The sequence below is a fragment of the Rhizobium sp. NPDC090275 genome (assembly GCF_044772225.1).
Lineage (GTDB): Bacteria > Pseudomonadota > Alphaproteobacteria > Rhizobiales > Rhizobiaceae > Rhizobium.
Window position 1 is genome coordinate 153,184 of sequence record NZ_JBIVYL010000013.1, and the last position, 18,600, is coordinate 171,783.

Annotated in this window: 17 protein-coding genes; 15 read left to right on the forward strand and 2 right to left on the reverse strand. The window is 62.2% G+C overall.

Annotated features, from left to right (window positions below; genetic code table 11):
* The first annotated feature begins 47 nt into the window (after positions 1-47).
* From ACIQUB_RS27180 to ACIQUB_RS27250, 15 genes are all read left to right on the forward strand, one after another.
* Positions 48-1,583: a sugar ABC transporter ATP-binding protein gene (locus ACIQUB_RS27180; protein WP_402934073.1), complete on the forward strand. Its 1,536-nt coding sequence runs from the start codon at positions 48-50 to the stop codon at positions 1,581-1,583.
* The gene (locus ACIQUB_RS27185) at positions 1,580-2,548 is read left to right on the forward strand and encodes an ABC transporter permease (protein WP_402934076.1); all 969 of its coding nucleotides are present in this window, start codon (positions 1,580-1,582) and stop codon (positions 2,546-2,548) included. Before ACIQUB_RS27180 ends, ACIQUB_RS27185 begins: the two co-directional genes overlap by 4 nt.
* Positions 2,545-3,525 carry an ABC transporter permease gene (locus ACIQUB_RS27190; protein ID WP_402934079.1) on the forward strand — a complete coding sequence of 327 codons (981 nt, stop codon included), beginning with the start codon at positions 2,545-2,547 and terminating at the stop codon, positions 3,523-3,525. Before ACIQUB_RS27185 ends, ACIQUB_RS27190 begins: the two co-directional genes overlap by 4 nt.
* Entirely contained in the window at positions 3,525-4,439 is a 915-nt protein-coding gene (ltnD, locus tag ACIQUB_RS27195; RefSeq protein ID WP_402934082.1) for an L-threonate dehydrogenase, read from the forward strand. The genes ACIQUB_RS27190 and ltnD overlap by 1 nt, the downstream gene beginning before the upstream one ends.
* 1 nt (position 4,440) lies before the next feature.
* A complete protein-coding gene (otnI, locus tag ACIQUB_RS27200) occupies positions 4,441-5,208 on the forward strand; it encodes a 2-oxo-tetronate isomerase (protein ID WP_402934085.1) in 768 nt (255 codons plus the stop codon).
* Positions 5,209-5,235: 27 nt separating this feature from the next.
* Positions 5,236-6,132, forward strand: coding sequence for an SMP-30/gluconolactonase/LRE family protein (locus ACIQUB_RS27205; protein ID WP_402934088.1), 897 nt, complete (start codon positions 5,236-5,238; stop codon positions 6,130-6,132).
* Positions 6,133-6,506: 374 nt separating this feature from the next.
* Positions 6,507-7,943 carry a GntP family permease gene (locus ACIQUB_RS27210; protein ID WP_402934091.1) on the forward strand — a complete coding sequence of 479 codons (1,437 nt, stop codon included), beginning with the start codon at positions 6,507-6,509 and terminating at the stop codon, positions 7,941-7,943.
* Positions 7,944-8,040: 97 nt separating this feature from the next.
* Positions 8,041-8,619 (forward strand): HupE/UreJ family protein, encoded by a 579-nt coding sequence (locus ACIQUB_RS27215; RefSeq protein ID WP_402934094.1) that lies wholly within the window; start codon positions 8,041-8,043, stop codon positions 8,617-8,619.
* Positions 8,620-8,690: 71 nt separating this feature from the next.
* Complete coding sequence (locus tag ACIQUB_RS27220; protein WP_402934097.1) at positions 8,691-9,389, forward strand: urease accessory protein UreF; 699 nt, start codon at positions 8,691-8,693, stop codon at positions 9,387-9,389.
* A 72-nt stretch (positions 9,390-9,461) separates the two neighbouring features.
* The gene (locus tag ACIQUB_RS27225) at positions 9,462-9,974 is read left to right on the forward strand and encodes a YqhA family protein (protein ID WP_402934205.1); all 513 of its coding nucleotides are present in this window, start codon (positions 9,462-9,464) and stop codon (positions 9,972-9,974) included.
* A 171-nt stretch (positions 9,975-10,145) separates the two neighbouring features.
* A complete protein-coding gene (locus ACIQUB_RS27230; RefSeq protein WP_402934100.1) occupies positions 10,146-10,904 on the forward strand; it encodes an urease accessory protein UreD in 759 nt (252 codons plus the stop codon).
* A gap of 24 nt (positions 10,905-10,928) precedes the next feature.
* Positions 10,929-11,231 carry an urease subunit gamma gene (ureA, locus tag ACIQUB_RS27235; protein ID WP_018897749.1) on the forward strand — a complete coding sequence of 101 codons (303 nt, stop codon included), beginning with the start codon at positions 10,929-10,931 and terminating at the stop codon, positions 11,229-11,231.
* A gap of 10 nt (positions 11,232-11,241) precedes the next feature.
* Positions 11,242-11,547 carry an urease subunit beta gene (locus ACIQUB_RS27240; protein WP_037179617.1) on the forward strand — a complete coding sequence of 102 codons (306 nt, stop codon included), beginning with the start codon at positions 11,242-11,244 and terminating at the stop codon, positions 11,545-11,547.
* 9 nt (positions 11,548-11,556) lie between these two features.
* A complete protein-coding gene (ureC, locus tag ACIQUB_RS27245; protein ID WP_402934105.1) occupies positions 11,557-13,260 on the forward strand; it encodes an urease subunit alpha in 1,704 nt (567 codons plus the stop codon).
* Positions 13,261-13,363: 103 nt separating this feature from the next.
* Positions 13,364-14,344, forward strand: a complete 981-nt coding sequence (locus ACIQUB_RS27250) for an urea transporter (RefSeq protein ID WP_402934108.1) — start codon at positions 13,364-13,366, stop codon at positions 14,342-14,344.
* Between the two features lie 48 nt (positions 14,345-14,392).
* On the opposite strand, the gene ACIQUB_RS27255 is transcribed toward ACIQUB_RS27250, so the two are convergent.
* Both ACIQUB_RS27255 and ACIQUB_RS27260 read right to left on the reverse strand, forming a co-directional pair.
* Positions 14,393-17,539: an efflux RND transporter permease subunit gene (locus ACIQUB_RS27255; RefSeq protein ID WP_402934110.1), complete on the reverse strand. Its 3,147-nt coding sequence runs from the start codon at positions 17,537-17,539 to the stop codon at positions 14,393-14,395.
* Positions 17,536-18,573 (reverse strand): efflux RND transporter periplasmic adaptor subunit, encoded by a 1,038-nt coding sequence (locus tag ACIQUB_RS27260; protein WP_402934113.1) that lies wholly within the window; start codon positions 18,571-18,573, stop codon positions 17,536-17,538. The genes ACIQUB_RS27255 and ACIQUB_RS27260 overlap by 4 nt, the downstream gene beginning before the upstream one ends.
* Positions 18,574-18,600 lie beyond the last annotated feature (27 nt).

Consider the following 18,600-nt stretch of genomic DNA (forward strand, 5'->3'; position numbering starts at 1 on the left):
CCGGGGCAAGGTTACGCCCATGCTCCGGCCGGATTACGGATAGATCGATGACAGATAACTCCCCCTTGATTGCGCTTGCCGGCATCTCGAAGACCTACGGTGCGGTGACGGCTCTCAGAGATGTCGATTTCAGCTGCGATACCGGGACGATCCATGCGATCCTCGGCGAGAACGGCGCCGGGAAATCGACCCTGATGAAGCTTCTCTCCGGCGTTATAGCGCCGACTTCAGGAACGATCCGGCTCGACGGCGTACCTGTCAGCTTTTCCGGCACGCGCGATGCCGCGGATCACGGCATCGTGTGCATGTTCCAGGAGCTTTCGCTGATGCCGAGCCTCACTGTAGGCGACAACATCACGCTGGCGCGCCCAAGGACCATATTCGGCTTCGTTCGGCGCTCCGCCTACCGGGAGGCGGCGGCATGTCTGGCGATGATCGGTGCCGAGCGCATAGGGCTGGATAGTCTGATCAGCGAGCTCACGCTTGCCGAGCGCCAACTCGTCGAGATTGCCAAGGCGCTCTACCAGAAGCCGCGACTTCTTATTCTTGACGAGGCCACATCGGCCTTGGGCGCGGATGCCGTCGAGCGCGTGTTCGCCGTCATCCGCAAACTGCGCGATCAGGGCACATGCGTGCTGTTCATTTCGCATCGCTTTCATGAAGTTCACGCGCTTGCCGATCGCATTTCGGTGTTTCGCAACGGCGCGCATGTGAAGACATTTCCGGCTGGGACCATCGATCACGAGGGAATTGTCTCATTGATGATCGGCCAGTCGATGGAGCAGTTGTTTCCAGAACCGCGTGCGGCGGTCCCCGTCGATGTCGAGCCTCTTCTGTCCGTGCGGCGTATGTCTTGGGCCGGCGAGCTTCACGATGTCACATTCGACGTCCGCCCCGGCGAGATCTATGGCCTAGGCGGTTTGGAGGGGCAGGGGCAGCAGCGGGTGCTGGAGGCGATCTTCGGCATCCTCAGTAGCGTGTCGGGTGCGGTCGAGATCGGCGGGAAGCAGTTCAGCCAGCGCTCTCCCTTCCGGGCCAAGGCGGAGGATGTGGGCATCGCCTTCATCCCTGAGGACCGCAAGACCGAAGGCATGATCCCAAGTTTGTCGATCGAAGACAACATGCGTCTGGCCGGTCTCGGTCGGGACGGAATTCTGGTCCGCGACAACGCTGCGCGCGAGGCTCATTATGAGGCGCTTCTCCGCCGACTCGAACTTGTCTACGGTCAGATGTCTGATCCGGTCGCTTCGCTCTCTGGCGGCAATCAGCAGAAGGTGCTCTTGGCCAAGTGGCTTGCGCTGAAGCCGCGTTGTCTCCTTCTCCTCGACCCGACCCGGGGCATCGACGTGAAGACCAAGGCGCAGATTTACCAACTCTTGAGTGACCTCGCGGATACCGGCGTGGCAATCGTGCTCCAGTCGACCGATTACGAAGAGCTCGTCCATCTATGTGGCCGGGTTGCGGTCTTCTATCACGGACGCATCGCGCGCGAACTCGCTGGCGACACGCTGACGCCGGAGAACCTGATTTCGGCTGCGATGGGTCTCTCCAATGAACATTCCGGTCAGGGAGAAGCCGCATGACGCGCATCGCGTTCCAGCGCAACATTCGTTTCCTCATTCCGGCCGCTGCCTTCACCGTGCTCTTCGCAATCTATGTCGGCACGCATCCGCGCGGATTTTCCACCTATGTGGTGACGATCTGGGCAAACCAGGGAGCGCTGCTGGTCTTTGCCGCTTTCGCCCAGTTCTTCGTGGTCCTGGTGCGCGGTATCGACTTGTCGGTGGGTGCCATGGTGGCGCTCAGCAATGTCGTCGCATCCCATGTACTCGCTGGCGAGGGCGCCATGCTGTGGCTCGGCGTTGCCGTGGTCATCGGCTCCGGTCTTGCCTGCGGTTTCATCAACGGGTTGGTTGTTACGTTCGGGCGCATTCCGCCGATCATCGCGACGCTTGCGACCGGCGCCGTGTATTCCGGCATTGCGCTCTTGCTGCGCCCGACGCCGGGCGGCGACGTGAACAGCGACCTCTCCGATGCCCTGACCTATGCCATCGCCGGCGTTCCTACGTCGCTTGTGCTGATCATCGCGATACTTCTGGCATTCTCGCTGATGCTGCGCTTCACCGCTTTCGGCCTGTCGCTTTATGGTCTTGGTTCTTCCGAGCATTCAGCGCAACTGACAGGCATCTCGCCTGTCCGGATGCGCATTGCCGCGCACACGCTTGGTGGTCTGTGCGCCGGCATGGCCGGGTTTTATGTGAGCATGGTGACACTGACTGGAGATGCTGGAATCGGTCCGACCTATACGCTGAATTCGATCGCGGCGATCGTGCTTGGCGGCGTTTCGCTCGCCGGCGGTATTGGCGGCCCGTTTGGCGTCGTGGTCGGTGCGTTGCTGCTTAAGACCGTTGCTGCGCTGATGTTCTTCTCTGGCCTGCCGCCACTCGCTCAACCGTTCTTCGAGGGCTTGATCCTGGCGTTGGCCATCGCGCTTGGCTCACTCGGTATCCTCAAGGTTCGCAACCGTTTGAAGCTGTTCGCACAATGACCGTGATCACTCCAGAACTTCCCCGACGCCTCCTTGGCCGGTTCACGGCTGATCCGGCCATTCCCGTCGTTACGGCGGGCTGCGTCCTGCTGTTGGCGATCGGCGGCATCATCTTTCCGGCGTTTCTGAGCCCCGGCTATCTCCTGCAGCAATTGCAGATCGCGTCCTTTCTCGGCGTGATCGCCGCCGGCGCGACACTCGTGATCTTGCTCGGCCACATCGATCTCTCGGTGCCGGCAGGCATCACGGCCGTTGCAGTGTTGACGACCACGGTCGCGGGTTCGTCCGTGCCGACGGTTGCCGCACTCGCCATCCCGATCGGTCTCCTAGCCGGAGCGTTGATCGGGTTGATCAACGGCATCGGCGTCGCCTTTTTCCGGCTCCCGTCCATGGTCTGGACACTGGCGATGAATTCTATGCTCGTAGGCGCGGTGGTGTTTTTCACCGGCGGCTTCAAGCCGCGCGGCGTGGCGCCACCGCTTTCGATATCGCTGGCGCTCGAACGCACGCTCGGCATTCCCAACGCCTTCCTGTTCTGGGTCACGGTGATGATCGTCATCGGTCTGCTCTTCAAGCGGACGGTCTATGGCCGCTACCTTTTTGCCACCGGCAGTTCCGAAAAGGCGGTCTATCTCTCCGGCATCAGGGTGCGGCTGGTGACGACGATGACATTCGTCGCGGCCGGCGTCTTCACAGCCATCGGCGCGATCCTTCTGGCCGGCTACGCCAACCAAGCTTACCAGGGCATGGGGGACGCCTATATGCTGCCGGTTCTCACCGCCGTCGTCATCGGCGGAACGTCGATCCTCGGTGGCAAGGGCAGCTATGCCGGAACCGTCGTCGGCGCGCTGTTCATCACGCTCCTGTCTTCCATTCTTTCGGTGCTGCAGATGCCGGAAGCCTTCCGTCAGATCGTGTTCGGTCTGATCATACTCTCCATGTTGCTGATACGCAGATTCGAAAGGAACAATCGCTGATGGCCGGATCCACTCACGTAGCAATGGTCGGATTGGGTTCAATGGGCCTCGGCATGGCGCGCTCGCTGCTCCGTGCCGGCCACACGGTCTCCGGCTGCGACATCAGCGATGCGGCTTCGGCCAGCCTAGAGGCCGCTGGCGGCCGCCCGTTCTCGACGCCGGCGGCGGCCGTGAAGGGTGCGCGGATTGCCGTTGTTGTCGTCGTCAACGCAGCGCAGACCGAGGCCGTCCTGTTTGGTCCCGAGGGCGCCGTTGCCGCGTTGACGCCGGGCTCAGTGGTCATATCGTCTGCAACCATCTCGCCGGCACAGGCCAAGGATTTCGCCCGAAAAGCCAGCGAACATGGCGTCCTCTATCTAGACGCGCCGATCAGCGGCGGCTCGGTCAAGGCCGACGCAGGCGCGCTGACGGTCATGGCGTCCGGTTCGCCTGAGAGCTTCGCGGCGGCGCGGCCGGCGCTGGATGCGATGGCGGCGACGGTCTACGAGCTCGGAGACGACGTCGGCGTCGGCTCGTCCTTCAAGATCGTCAACCAGCTTCTCGCCGGCGTCCATATCGCCGTCGCCTGCGAGGCGATCACCTTCGCCAAGGGCCTCGGGCTCGACATCTCCAGGGTCTTCGACGTCATCACCAAATCGGCCGGCAACAGCTGGATGTTCGAAAACCGCATTCCGCATGTGGTCGCCGGTGATTATACGCCGCACAGCGCCGTGTCGATCTTCACCAAGGATCTCGGCATCGTCTCCGACATCGGTCGTCAGCAGAAGTTTCCGCTACCGATCGCCAGCGCCGCGTTGCAGCTTTTCGTGATGACCGAAGCGGCAGGCATGGGCAGGGATGACGATTCTTCCGTCGCGCGCCTTCTGGCGTCGATCGCGGGGCTGCAATTGCCTGGCATGGACAAGGAAGTCTGAGATGCCGCGTTTTGCCGCCAACCTCACCATGATGTTCAACGAATACGCGTTTCTCGACCGCTTTCAGGCCGCCGCCGATGCGGGCTTCGAGACTGTCGAGTATCTCTTCCCTTACGATCATCCCGCCGATGTCATAGCCGGAAGGCTTCAAGCTTCTGGGCTGAAGCAGGCACTGTTCAACATGCCGCCCGGCGACTGGGCCGCTGGCGAGCGCGGCCTCGCGGCCTTGCCGGAGAGGCGCGACGGGTTCCGCCAGGCGGTGCGCAAAGCGGTGGAGTACGCCAAGGTCATCGGGTCGCCACTTCTGCACATGATGGCGGGGATCGCGGATGAGAACGATCCGGCCGCAATCGCATCTTACCGCGACGCGCTCGCCTATGCCGCCGATCTGACTGCGCGCGATGGCATCGGCCTCGTAATAGAGCCGATCAACGGCCGCGATATGCCCGGCTATTTCCTCAACGACTTCAATCGCGCCATCGGCTTCATCTCCGATCTCAACCACGCAAACGTCAAGCTGCAGTTCGATGTCTATCACCGGCAAATCATTCATGGTGACGTGCTTGTCGGGCTCGAAAAGGCGATGCCTCTCATCGGGCATGTGCAGATCGCGTCCGTGCCGAAGCGCAACGAGCCGGGAACCGGCGAACTCGATGATTTCAGGATCTTCGCCGCACTCGATGAACTCGGTTACCGTGGCTATGTCGGCTGCGAATACCGGCCGGCGGAGGAGACAATCGCCGGGCTTGGATGGATGAAGCGGCTCTGAGGCGAGTGGAAAGACGGGAGGGGACACGTGCTGACAGAATGGTTCAAGGTGCATGACGAGCGGTTCGAGAGCCTCGTACTGCCGAACGTTCACGTGGATACGCTGTTCTCCGAGGGAAGATGGCTCGAGGGACCTGTGTACGTGCCGGCGGGCCGCTACCTGCTGTTCTCTGACATTCCGAACAACCGCGTGCTGCGCTTCGACGAGGTTACCGGTTTTGTCACCCCGTTCCTCCATGCCTCCAACTTCACCAACGGCCACACGCTCGATCCGCAGGGGCGCGTTTTGTCATGCGAACATCTGTCGCGCTCGGTGACACGCGTGGAGCACGATGGCAGCATCACCGTGATCGCCGATACCTTCGAGGGCCGACGGTTCAACTCGCCGAACGACGTGATCGTCACCTCCGATGGCGCCGTCTGGTTCACTGACCCGACCTATGGCATCGCCACCGAGTACGAAGGTGCGCGGGTCGATAGCGAGATCGGTAGCCGCAACGTCTACAGGGTTGCGACGGATGGCTCGATCAGAGCAGTGCTGACGGATTTCGTCCAGCCAAACGGGCTCGCCTTTTCCCCGGATGGCCGGACACTTTACGTCGTCGACAGCGGCCGTAAGCCGGCAGCGCTTTATGCCTTCGATGTCGGGAGCGACAACGGCCTGGAAAACAGACGATTGCTGCGAGAATGCGATATCGGTATCTATGACGGCATTCGTCTCGATCGGCATGGCAATATCTGGGCCGGCGTGGGTGACGGCGTACAGTGCTTGGCGCCGGATGGAACCTTGCTCGGTCGGATCGTTTTGCCGGAAGCCGCCGCCAATCTGTGTTTTGGCGGCCCGAACCGAAACAGGCTCTATATCTGCGCGACGCGCAGCCTCTTTGCGGTCTATCTGAACACAACGCCAACTCCAGGCGGATAAGCCGCTCGGTCTGACGAGCGTGCGAGCACGACGACCGACGGATTACCTGAACGATCCGGAGGTGATTGCAAAACGGCAGAAGGCGCTGGACCGTGTGGAGGTAGCCGCGCAACGAAGGGATCCCAGCGGCAGGCCAAAAGGCCGCAATCTCTGGTGTTCGCTCAGCAAGAAATCCCAGGAGTGAGCACGGTGTCCATTTCTTGCGCGGCCCCAAGACTTTGCGCGCGTGACCGGTCGACACATCCGCAGGGGTGGTTCATGAAAACCGGGTAAGGCCGTGAGTTGTGACGCGGATCGTAGCTGCACCAAGGCGGGCGTAAGCTTTAGGATCGCATGACATCTCTGCTTATCTGGCCGGATTGAGAGGCGGATCCATGGGGCTGTTTGGAATTCTGCTGGGACTTGGATTGCTGATGTGGTTCGCCTATCGCGGGTGGAGCGTGCTGCTCCTGGCGCCCGCGGCGGCCCTGATCGTTGCAGCAGCCTCAGGCCAGCCGTTGCTTCCTCACTGGACATCCACGTTCATGGGCGGCACGGCGCGGTTTGTCACGCAGTGGTTCCCGATGTTCCTGCTCGGCGGCATCTTCGGCAAGATGATGGACGACAGCGGGTCCATCACGTCTATCGCCCGTTTCCTGACGGAGCGGCTGGGCGTGAAGCGAACCATGCTGTCGGTGGTGCTCGCCTCCGCCGTCGTCACCTATGGCGGCGTCAGCGTGTTCGTCGCCTTCTTCGTGCTTGTGCCCATGGCGCGCGAAATGTTCCGCGCCGCCAATATTCCGGCCAGACTTATGCCGGCCGCGATCGGCCTCGGCGCGTTCACCTTCACCATGTCGGCGATGCCCGGTACGCCCTCGACGAACAACGCCATTCCGATGCCTTATTTCGGCACGACGACCTTCGCCGCGCCCGGCCTCGGCATCATCGCCTCGATTATCACCTTCGCTTTCGGGATGTGGTGGCTGGCCCATATCGAGGCCAGGGCACGTGCCGCCAAGGAGGGTTATACGGAGGACGAAACGCCTGTCGTCATCAGCGAAAAAGTGCGCGAACAGGCAACGACCTCAGGCGATTTCGACCCGAGCGAACTCACCCATGGCAAGAAGAGTGATCAGGGACCGTCCTTCCTCTTCGCGGTGTTGCCGCTGATCGTCGTCATCGGTGCCAACTTCCTGATGGCGCTTGTGGTTTTGCCCCGGATCGATTTCTCCAGCGCTGAAGCAGCACTTGGCATCAATATCACCTCGACGATCGGCGTCTGGGCCGTCCTCATCGCGCTCGCCGCGGCGATCGTCACGGTGATCGGCCTGAATTACGCACGGCTGGGCGCGCTGCGCGAAAGCCTTGACGCTGGCGCCAACTCGGCCGTCTTGCCAATCATGACCGTTGCCAGCCTCGTTGGCTTCGGGGCGGTGGTGGCAGCGATGCCGGCGTTCAACGTCGTGCGCGATGCCGTTCTGCAGATGCCCGGCGGCCCGCTGGTGTCGCTGGTCGTGGCGATGAACGCGCTGGCGGCCCTAACCGGTACGGCGTCCGGCGGCATGGCGATCGCACTCAACGCGCTTGGCGCCGAATATATGAAGCTTGCGGCCGAACACGGTATCGATCCCGCGCTCATGCATCGCCTGACGACGATCAGCGCCGGTACGCTCGATGCATTGCCGCACAACGGCACGGTGCTTCTGCTGTTGCAGATCAGCAAGCAGACGCACTCGGGAAGCTATCTGGACATGGTGATGACCGTAATCGTCGGCGTCATCATCTCGCTGGTCGCCGTCTTCGTGCTCGGGTCGATGTTCGGCTCGTTCTGAAGAGGCCAGATCGCAGTGCCAGCATGAGTTCGATGGAGTGCCTGAAAGACTGGATGTCAATCGTTCCTATTCGACCAACCTTAGGGAGATTCGTGCCATGAAGAAGATGCCTCTCTTGATCCTCGCGCCGCTGCTTATGGCAAGTACGCCGGCATTCGCGCATGTTGGCCCTGGTGACCATGGGGCCTTCGTCTCCGGCTTCCTGCATCCTCTTACGGGGCCGGATCACGTTCTCGCCATGGTCGCAGTCGGCCTGGCAGCTGTGATGCTTGGGAGCCGCGCGCGGCTCGCCATCCCCGTCGCTTTCGTCAGTGTCATGATCCTCGGCTTTCTGTCAGTACTTGCGGGTATGCACCTGCCTTTCGTCGAGCCGATCATTCTTGCCTCGGCCGTCGTCATCGGTCTGCTGGTCGCTGTTGCCCTACCGGCGTCTCCGACGCTGGTCGCAGCCATTGTTGGCGGCTTCGCATTCTTTCACGGGCATGCGCATGGCGCCGAGATGGCAGGTGCGAATGCCTTTTCCTTCGGCGTGGGCTTTGTGCTGGCGACGGCATTCCTGCACACCGTGGGGATGGGAATGGGCATCGCCGCCGGTCGCCTGACGCAAGGCACGACAGCCCTGCGGATAGCCGGCGGAGCCACCGCGCTTGGCGGCGTTCTGCTGCTGGCGAGCTGAAGGGCTTAGGTGTTTTGAGCCCGAGGGCCGGTGTTTAACCTAGCCACGGACGATTATTTCGGGAGATTTATGTGACGTTTCAACCAACATTGGGCCAACCAACATCGGGCGGCTTGCCGCTTCAGTTGCTGCGGCTGGTCAGCCCAAGCCAGCCGGTTGGCGCGTTCGCCTATTCCCGTGGCCTCGAATGGGCGGTCCACGATCGGACCGTTCGCGACGAGGCGACCGCACGAGACTGGATCTTCAGGCTGATCGAACACAGCTACGCCGTCTGCGATGCGGCGCTGTTCCTGCGCATGATGCATGCGCTCGGAGCCGACGATCGCGCGGCGTTCCTGAAAGCCGATGCTTGGCTGTCGGCCGCGCGCGAAAGCAAGGAGGTGGAGCTGGAGGACAAGCAGATGGGCGCGTCGATGCTGACGGTCCTCTGCGATCTCGGCGTCTCGTCCGCCAAGACTTTCAACGGCAGGAAGCTGACTTACCCGGCCGTCTTTGCCCTCGCGGCCACGCATTGGAAGATCGCGCCGGCAGATGCGCTGCGCGGGCTGCTGTGGAGTGCGGTGGAGGGGCAGGTATCGGCTGCCATTCGGCTGGTGCCGCTCGGGCATACCGCCGGCCAGCGCCTTCTTATCGCCGCGGCCGAGATCATCGAGCGTGCGGCGCGCACGGCGGAGACAACAGGTGATGACGAGATCGGCAACGCCGCGCCAGCAATGGCAATGGCAAGCGCATGGCATGAAACGCAATACAGCCGGCTGTTTCGCTCCTAGGCGCTGACTGGTCGAAGCAAGCTGCGCCCACGCAGTCGAATTGATCCGAGGAGGAAGAGTGCATTGATTTCGTTGTTCCGCGGCCTTCGGTCCATTCTCATACTTGCTGCCGCGGGTGTGCTCTTCGGTGCCTTCCTCATGTTTTGGGAGGCGATCTTGATGCTCGTGGAAACCTTCCGGATGACCCGGCTCAATCCGGACATGTCGGTCATCGTCTCGGTCCTGCGCGCGACCGACAAGATACTTCTGGGCATCGTGCTGATGGTGGTCGGTTGCGGCATCGCCCTTGGCTTTGCGCTCGATATCCCGCCGGAGCAGCGATCGAGACTACCTCAGTGGATGATCATCGATACCGTCGCGGAACTGAAGAACCTCTTCTTCCAGATGATCATTCTTTACCTGGTCGTGCATTTTGCGGCCCAGGTGGGTGAAACGCAGACGCCTCCGCAATGGGAAGCACTGGTGTTGCCGGTGTCCGCGCTGCTTCTCGCCGGCGCCATGAAGTTGACCGCCAGTTCGCACCATCTCTCGGAAGAGACGCGACATGAAAGAAGCGAGAAGCAGACACCAGGCGATCAAGCGTGAACGCGCTTTGTGCGATCACGCCCAAGCTTGAGCAACATATGAAACGTCGAGGTAACAAGTTGGCAGCAAGGGCCGTAAGGCCGGATTGAGAAGGGTTTATCGCTCATGGCAGATGGTTGGCATGCCGAGCTAGATTTGTGGTTTGCGAACTCCCACGGGAAAACGCGCCTGATGCGCCGGCGCCATGTCGGGCCGCTGGCTGTACAGCGTGCCTTTCATCCCGAGGACGATGGCTCCGCTCATGTCTACATCCTGCATCCGCCAGGCGGCGTGGCCGGCGGCGATGTTCTCAACATAAGCTGTGGGCTCGCGCCCGAGGCCCGCTGCGTACTGACGACGCCTGGCGCGACCAAGTTTTACCGCAGCGAAAACGGCACAAGTACACAGCGTATAAGGATCGATGTCGGCGCCGGCGCGGTCTGCGAAAATCTCCCACAAGAGACGATCCTATTTGAAGGGGCGGATGCCTCGATCAGCACGCGCGTTACGCTCGGTGAAGATGCCGCTTATGTCGGTTGGGATTTCGTCAGCCTCGGCCGCCCGGCTGCCGGCGAGGGGTTCGCCAGCGGGCGGCTCGCCCAGAGGGTCGAGATCTTTCGCGGCGACGAGTTGATCTGGTTCGAGCGAATGGCGTTTTCTCATGCGCCGGAGGTTCTGGACGCGCCGGTCTTCTTTGCCGGAAAGCCCATTGTCGGCACGATGGTCTATGCGGGGCCGGCGCTGGAAAACACCGTTCAACATATCCGCGACGAGCTCGGCGAGCAGGCGCGCGGCGTCTTCTCTGCCAGCCAGCTCGAGCGCGTGATCGTCTGCCGCTATCTCGGAAGTCGCATGTCCGAGGGCAAGGCACTTTTTCTGCAAGCGTGGAGCATTCTTCGCGAACGCGGCCTGATGAAGAAGGCCGTCGCTCCACGCATCTGGGCAACGTGAACAGCAAAACAAGGAGGCAAGCTCATGGAACTGCTACCGCGTGAAAGAGACAAGCTCCTGATCTTTACGGCCGGATTGGTCGCCGAGCGGCGCAGGGCTAAGGGTCTGAAGCTGAACTATCCTGAGGTCATAGCCTATATCTCGGCCGCCCTGCTGGAAGGCGCCCGCGAGGGGCGGACGGTGGCCGACCTCATGTCCTACGGCGCGACATTGCTGACCCGCGAGGAGGTCATGGAGGGCGTGCCCGAGATGATCCACGACATCCAGGTGGAAGCAACCTTTCCCGACGGCACGAAGCTCGTGACCGTCCACAACCCAATTCCCTGAGGAGGCTATCATGATCCCTGGCGAATATTTCATCGAGAGTGGTTCGATCGACATCAATGCGGGCAGACAGACCCTGAAGGTCGATGTCGCCAACTCCGGCGACCGGCCGATCCAGGTCGGCTCTCACTACCATTTCTACGAAACCAATGAGGCGCTGTTGTTCGACCGCGGGCCCACGCGCGGCTTTCGGCTCAACATTCCGGCAGGTACCGCGGTCCGCTTCGAACCGGGCCAGGAACGAACGGTGGAGCTCGTGGCGCTCGACGGCAAGCGTGAGGTTTACGGGTTCAACGCCAAGGTCATGGGCAAGCTGTAGGAGGCTACGATGGCAACGATCACAAGGCAGACCTATGCCGATCTCTACGGCCCGACCAAGGGCGACAGGCTTCGGCTGGCCGATACCGAGCTCGTCATCGAGATCGAGGAAGACCGCACGGTTTACGGCGAAGAAGTGACCTTCGGTGGCGGCAAGGTGATCCGCGACGGCATGGGGCAGGGGCAGCGCCCCTACGCCGAGGTCGCCGACGTCGTCATCACCAATGTCATCATCATCGACCACTGGGGTATCATCAAAGCCGATGTCGGTATCAAGAACGGACGGATCTCCGGGATCGGGAAATCGGGTAATCCCGATATCCAGCCGGGCGTCAACATCATCGTCGGCGGCGCGACGGATGTGATCGCTGGAGAAGGCAAGATCCTGACCGCGGGCGGGATCGATACGCATATTCATTTCATCGCGCCGCAGCAGGCGGAAGAAGCGCTGGCGAGTGGCACGACGACGCTTGTCGGCGGCGGCGCCGGTCCGACGGTCGGCACGCTCGCGACCACGGTGACAGCAGGTCCATGGGCGATCCACCGCATGCTTGAGGCGGCGGAAGCGCTGCCGATCAATGTCGGGCTGCTCGGCAAAGGCAATATCAGCCTGCCCGATCCGCTGCGCGAACAGGTCCGCGCCGGCGTGGTCGGGCTGAAGCTTCACGAGGACTGGGGCACGACGCCGGCGGCGATCGACAATTGCTTGACGGTTGCCGACGAGATGGACGTGCAGGTCGCGCTTCACAGCGATACGCTCAACGAGAGCGGCTTCGTGCGCGACACATTCGCGGCCATGAAGGGACGCACGATCCACAGCTTCCACACCGAGGGCGCCGGCGGCGGCCACGCGCCTGATATCATCACGGCGGCGGGCGAGGAGAATGTCCTCCCATCGTCCACCAACCCGACCAGACCCTACACCATCAACACCGTCGATGAGCACCTCGACATGCTGATGGTCTGCCACCATCTCAGCCCGCAGATCCCGGAGGACGTCGCATTCGCGGAATCCCGTATCCGGCGCGAGACGATCGCGGCTGAAGACATTCTCCACGATCTCGGCGTGTTCTCGATGATGTCGTCGGATTCGCAGGCAATGGGTCGTATCGGCGAGACGACACTGAGGTGCTGGCAGACGGCCCACAAGATGAAGGTACAGCGCGGTCCGCTGCCCGAGGATAGCGGGCGCAACGACAATTTCCGCGTCAAGCGCTACGTCGCCAAATACACGATCAACCCGGCGTTGACGCATGGGTTCGCCGACCAGATCGGCTCAATCCAGGTCGGCAAGCGCGCCGATCTGGTGCTCTGGAAGCCGGCCTTCTTCGGGATCAAGCCGCAATTGGTCCTGATCGGCGGCATGATCGCGATCGCTCCGATGGGCGACCCCAACGCGTCGATCTCGACGCCGCAGCCGGTGCACTATCGTCCGATGTACGGCGTGCTCGGAAGGGCTCTCGGCTCGACCGGCGTTACCTTCGTCTCGCAGGCCGCACTCGACGACGGGATCGGCGAGAAGCTGAAGCTCTCCAAGCAACTCGCGGCTGTGAAGGGCACGCGGACGGTGCGCAAAAAGGACATGGTGCACAACAACCTGACGCCGAAGCTGGAGGTCGATCCGCAAAACTATAATGTCCGCGTCGATGGCCAGCTGATCACCTGCGAACCGGCGGATGTGTTGCCGATGTCGCAGCGATACTTCCTCTTCTAGCCGCAGAAAAGCTCGGGCGTGAGGTCGCGCCCGAGCCGGACCAACACGCCGCGGGAACGAGGCACGCTGCCGCTTCCGGGCCAAGCCGAAGGAGCAGAGATCAATGAATTTGGATCGTTTCCGTGATCATCCATCCTTGTTCTTCGTGGATTGGTCGCTGCGCGGCGTGGGCCAGGTTGTCTTTCAGAATAATCCGTTGTCGGGGCTCGTCATCCTCGTAGCGCTTGCGTGGAATTCGTGGATCTATGCCGCGATTTGCGTGCTTGGTGTTATCGCCAGCACCGCGACCGCGCTGGTTCTGAAGGCCGATAGGGCGGTGATGCGGGACGGGCTATATGGCTTCAACGGTGCGCTGGTCGGCTTGGCGCTTGTCGCCTTCACCAGCGAGGATTTTCGCGCGGGCGCCATCCCGTCGGTCGCAATGGTCGTCTACCTCGTCTGCGCCGCCGCCTTCACGACCATGGCTTTCGCCAGCATGGGTGCGGTTCTGGCGCCTTACAAGACCGCGCCTCTGACCATGCCTTTCGTTCTCGTCGGATGGCTGTTTCTGTTCGCGGTGCTGAAATTCGACGCGATCGATGCGGGGCCTATGGCTAAGCCCGTGTCGCCCGAACAGTTTTCAGAGACGGTGCCCTATGTCTTCGCGACCTGGTATGAGGGGATCGGGACCTCGATCGGGCAGATATTCTTCCAGGACAACTGGATTTCCGGTTATCTCATCATCGTCGCAATCGCGTTGAATTCGCGGATCAGCGCGGCGATGGGGCTGCTCGGCGCGGTGGTCGGCACGCTGGTGGCGGCCATCTATGGCGGCCCGGAGGGCGCGGTTCGCGATGGTCTCTTCGGCTATAATTCCGCGCTGACGGCGATGGCGCTATGTGGCGTCTTCCTCGCCTTCAATTGGCGCAGCCTGATTTATGCGGTCTTCGGCGCCGTCATCTCCAGCTGGCTCTGGGCGTCCATCGCCATTTTCCTCACACCGATCGCAATGCCGGTCCTGACTTCCACCTTCGTGCTTGTCACATGGCTGATGCTTTTGGGGCAGGGCGCGTTCAAAGCGCTTGAGCCGGCATCCGCGGAGTAGTCCACGGCGGCTGGCGAAGGTCGGGTCGGACAGGGCCGGCGAAAGCACCTATTCCGCGGCAACGTTGGTGACCGGGCCGGGCTCGACGCCGAAGAGCCGCTGCTTGAGCGTCTCGCGAAGGCTCTGAACGACCAGGTAAAGAACCGGGATCACGACAAGCCCGAGAACGGTGCCGAGAAGCAGCCCGCCAAGAACCGTGGCGCCGATCGCCTGGCGGCTTCCCGCTCCGGCGCCAGTCGCGACCACCAGCGGCACGACACCCAAGATCGAGGCGAGCGCGGTCATCAAAACGGGCCTGAAGCGCTGGGATGTCGCCTCGGAGGCTGCGTCCATCGTGCTCATCCCCTCCTCGCGACGCTCCTTGGCGAATTCGACGATCAGAATCGCGTTCTTGGCCGCAAGGCCGATCAGCAACAGCATGCCGATCTGGGCGTATATGTTGAGGTCGATCCCGCCGATGACGAGCGCGCCCAGCGCGCCGACCACTGCGACCGCGACCGACAGCATGACGGCAACAGGCACGCTCCAGCTTTCATATTGCGCGACGAGGAAAAGATAGGTGAAAACAATGCCCGCGATCAAAATGATCACGGTCTCGTTGCCCGATTGCTGCTCCTGAAGCGCCAGCCCGGTCCATTCGAAACCGAAGCCATCAGGCATGGTTTCATTGGCGAGATTGCCCATGATCGTAAGCGCCTGACCAGAGCTGGTGCCGGCCGCGGCCTGGCCGTTGATCGCGGCCGATGAGAACAGGTTGTAGCGGTTGACCGAGCTCGGCCCATAGATCGTCTGAATAGAGATCATGCTCTGCAGCGGAACGAGCTCGCCGGACTGGCTGCGCACCCTGAGACGCTGGATGTCGTCGATGCGCTGGCGATAGGCCGGCTCATCCTGCAGCCGCACCTGATACACTCTCGAGAAAATGTTGAAGTCATCGACATAGGCCGATCCGAGATGCGCCTGCAATGTGCTGAAGATCGCAGCCGGCGAGACGCCGTAGAGGTCGGCCCGTTTCCGGTCGATATCGAGATAGACCTGCGGCACGTCGGCGGAGAAGGTGCTGAACACGCCGGCGAGGCCGGGCGTTCGGTTTGCCTGGATGATCAGATCGCGCATGACCTCGGCGAGCGCCTGCTGGCTCTGGCCGGCGCGCGCCTGAAGGCGGAAGTCGAAGCCGCCCGTGGTGCCGAGGCCGGGGATGGCGGGCGGATTGAAGGGCACGATCGAAGCTGTCGAGATCGCCGCCAGTTGCGGGCGCAGCTTGGCGATGAGCGCGAAGGCGCTCTGGTCCGCTGGGCGCTCGCTCCATGGCTCCAGCGCGGAAATGATCATGCCGCTGTTCGAGCCGCCACCGCCCACCATGCTGACGCCGGCGATGCCAATCGTATTGGCGATCCCCGGCGTCTGCTGCAGAAGCTCGCTGACTTGCGCGATCGTCTGCTGCGTTCTTTCCAGCGATGCGGCGTTCGGAAGCTGCACGTTCATGAACAGGTAGCCCTGATCCTCTGCCGGCACGAAGCCGGTGGGGAGAACACGGTAGAAACCGTAGATGCCGCCTATGACGGCGACGAAGAGCACGCCTGCCAGGACGAGACGGCGGGCAAACATCGTAAACAGCCCGAGATAGAAGCGGCGTGAGGCTTCCAGCCCATTGTTCATCCGGCCAAAAATGCCTGTCTTGCGTTCAGGTGCCGGCCTCAAAATGAGGACGCAGAGCGCCGGGCTGAGCGTTAGCGCGTTGATGGTCGAAAAGACCACGGTCACGAGGATCGTCACGGCAAATTGGCGGTAGAGTTCGCCGGTGATCCCAGCCAGAAACGCCACCGGGACGAAGAGCGCTGCGAGAACAAGCGTGGTCGCGACGATCGGTCCTGTGACCTGCTGCATAGTGGCGAGCGTCGCGGCGCGTATATCCATCGCCTTTTCGCTCATCAGTCGCTGGGCGTTTTCCACGACGATGATGGCGTCGTCGACCACGAGGCTGATGGCAAGAATGACGGCAAAGAGCGTGATCGTGTTCGCCGAATAGCCGAGAACGTAAAGAACCGCGAAGCCGCCGATCAGGGAGACCGGGATGGTCAGCGTCGGGATGACGGTGGCGCGCCAGTCCTGCAGGAACGCGTAGACGACCGCCACGACAAGTACAAAGGTGATGGCGAGCGTCACGAAGATCTCGCGGATGGTTTCGCGCACGAAAGAGGTGGTGTCGAAGACCAGCGTATAGGCCACATCATCGGGGAACTGCTTCGAGAGCCGCTCGACTTCGCCAAGCACGGCGTTCGAGACCGCCAGCGCATTGGCGTCGGATGCCTGGTAGACGACGACGGTGGCACTTGGACGGCCGTTCAGCGTAGAGGCCGTGTCGTAGGACTGGGCGCCGAGCTCCACGCGGGCGACGTCGCGCAGCCGGACAACACCGCCATCGCGGTTGCTGCGAACGATGATGTTGCCGAACTCGGCGGCATCGGCAAGGCGTCCGCGTGCCGTCACCGTCAGCTGCAACTGCTGCCCGGTCATCGCCGGAGGCGAGCCGATCTGCCCGGCTGATGCCTGGGCATTCTGGGCTCGGATGACCGACATGAGGTCGGCTGCTGTGACACCAAGCGCCTCCATGCGATCCGGCATCATCCAGATGCGCATGCTGTAGGTCGGCCCGAACACGGCGGCTTCGCCGACGCCGGGAAGGCGGGAGATGGCGTCGCGAATGTTGATCGTCGCATAGTTGCTGATGAAGACTTCGTCACGCGTGCCTTTCGGCGAATAGAGCGCAAGGCCGAGCAGCATGCTCGACGAGCGGCTGCGGACTGTCACACCCGCCTGCGTGACGGCTGCCGGAAGGCGAGGAGTCGCGAGCGCAAGCCGGTTCTGCACATTGACTTGGGCAATCGCGGGATCGGTCCCGGCCTCGAAGGTTACGGTCAGGCTATAGGTGCCGTTGTCGGTGCTTGAGGATGACATGTACATCATACCTTCCACGCCGTTGACCTGCTCTTCGATCGGCGCGCCGACGCTGTCGGTCATCACCTGCGCGTTGGCCCCTGGGTAACTGGCGGTGACCTGAACTTCCGGCGGCGTGATCTGCGGGAACTGCGCGACCGGGATCTGCAGGAGTGCCACCGTGCCGGCGATAAGCATGACGACCGCGATCACCATCGCGAAGCGCGGGCGGCCGATGAAGGGAGCGGAAATGTTCATTTCGACACCGCCGGCTGGGACGCATCCTTGTCCGCAATGATCTCGACCGTGGAACCTTCCGCGACGTTCTGAAGCCCCTCGATGATGACGCTTTCACCGCCTTTCAGTCCGTCCTCTACGATCCAGCTTCCCTCTCGCTGCTCGGAGACGCTGATCCTGCGCACCTCGGCTTTCTTGTCAGGCGTGACCAGCATCACGTACTTGCCCTCGCGGTCCTGCTGCACGGCCCCCAGCGGAACCGTAGGGCGTTCCTTCCGCGCGGTCTCTGAAACGACGACGGTGACGAACTGGCCCGGGATCAGCAGGAAATCGCTGTTTGGAAAGACCGAGCGGACGGCCAGAGTTCCGGTGCCCTCATCGACCTCGTTTCCGAGGAAGGCGATAGGTGCGTTTTGCGGATAGATCTGCCCGTTGGAGAGCCTCAGACGCGTCTGGTAGCGCTGGGCTAGCTCATCCTTGCTCACATTGCCGGCGGCTTCGCGCAGATCCAGCAATGAGCGGTCGCTGACTGAAAATACCACCCTCACGGGATCCATCTGCACGACGCGCGCCAATGCGGGTGAGGCGGTGGTGATGAAGCTGCCGGGGGAAAAAGCAGCGATTCCAATTCGGCCCTTCAAGGGAGCCACGATGCGGCTGTAGCTGAGATTGAGTTCGGCCTGCTTGACGGCCGCTTCCGCCGATTGCAGGTTTGCCGCGGCGGTGTCTCGCGCGGTTTCGCTCTGTTCGATCGTTGCGCGCGCAACGGTCTGGTTGAGGGATTGGTTGCGCACCATCTGGCGCTCGGCATCGAGCAGCGTTGCCTTGGCGCGGGCGAGGTTGGCATTGGCATCGGCCAGAGCGATCTCAAGCGCCCGGCTGTCGATCTTGAAGAGCGCCTGGCCCTCGTCGACCACGGCGCCTTCCTCGAACAGCCTCTGATCGACGAAGCCATCAATCCGGGAACGGATGTCGACGGCATTGAGCGCTTCGACGCGCCCGACGAATTCATGCTTCGGCGACACATCCTCAATGGCAACGGTGATTGTCGCCACTTTCGGCACATCCTGTGCCTGTGCCGT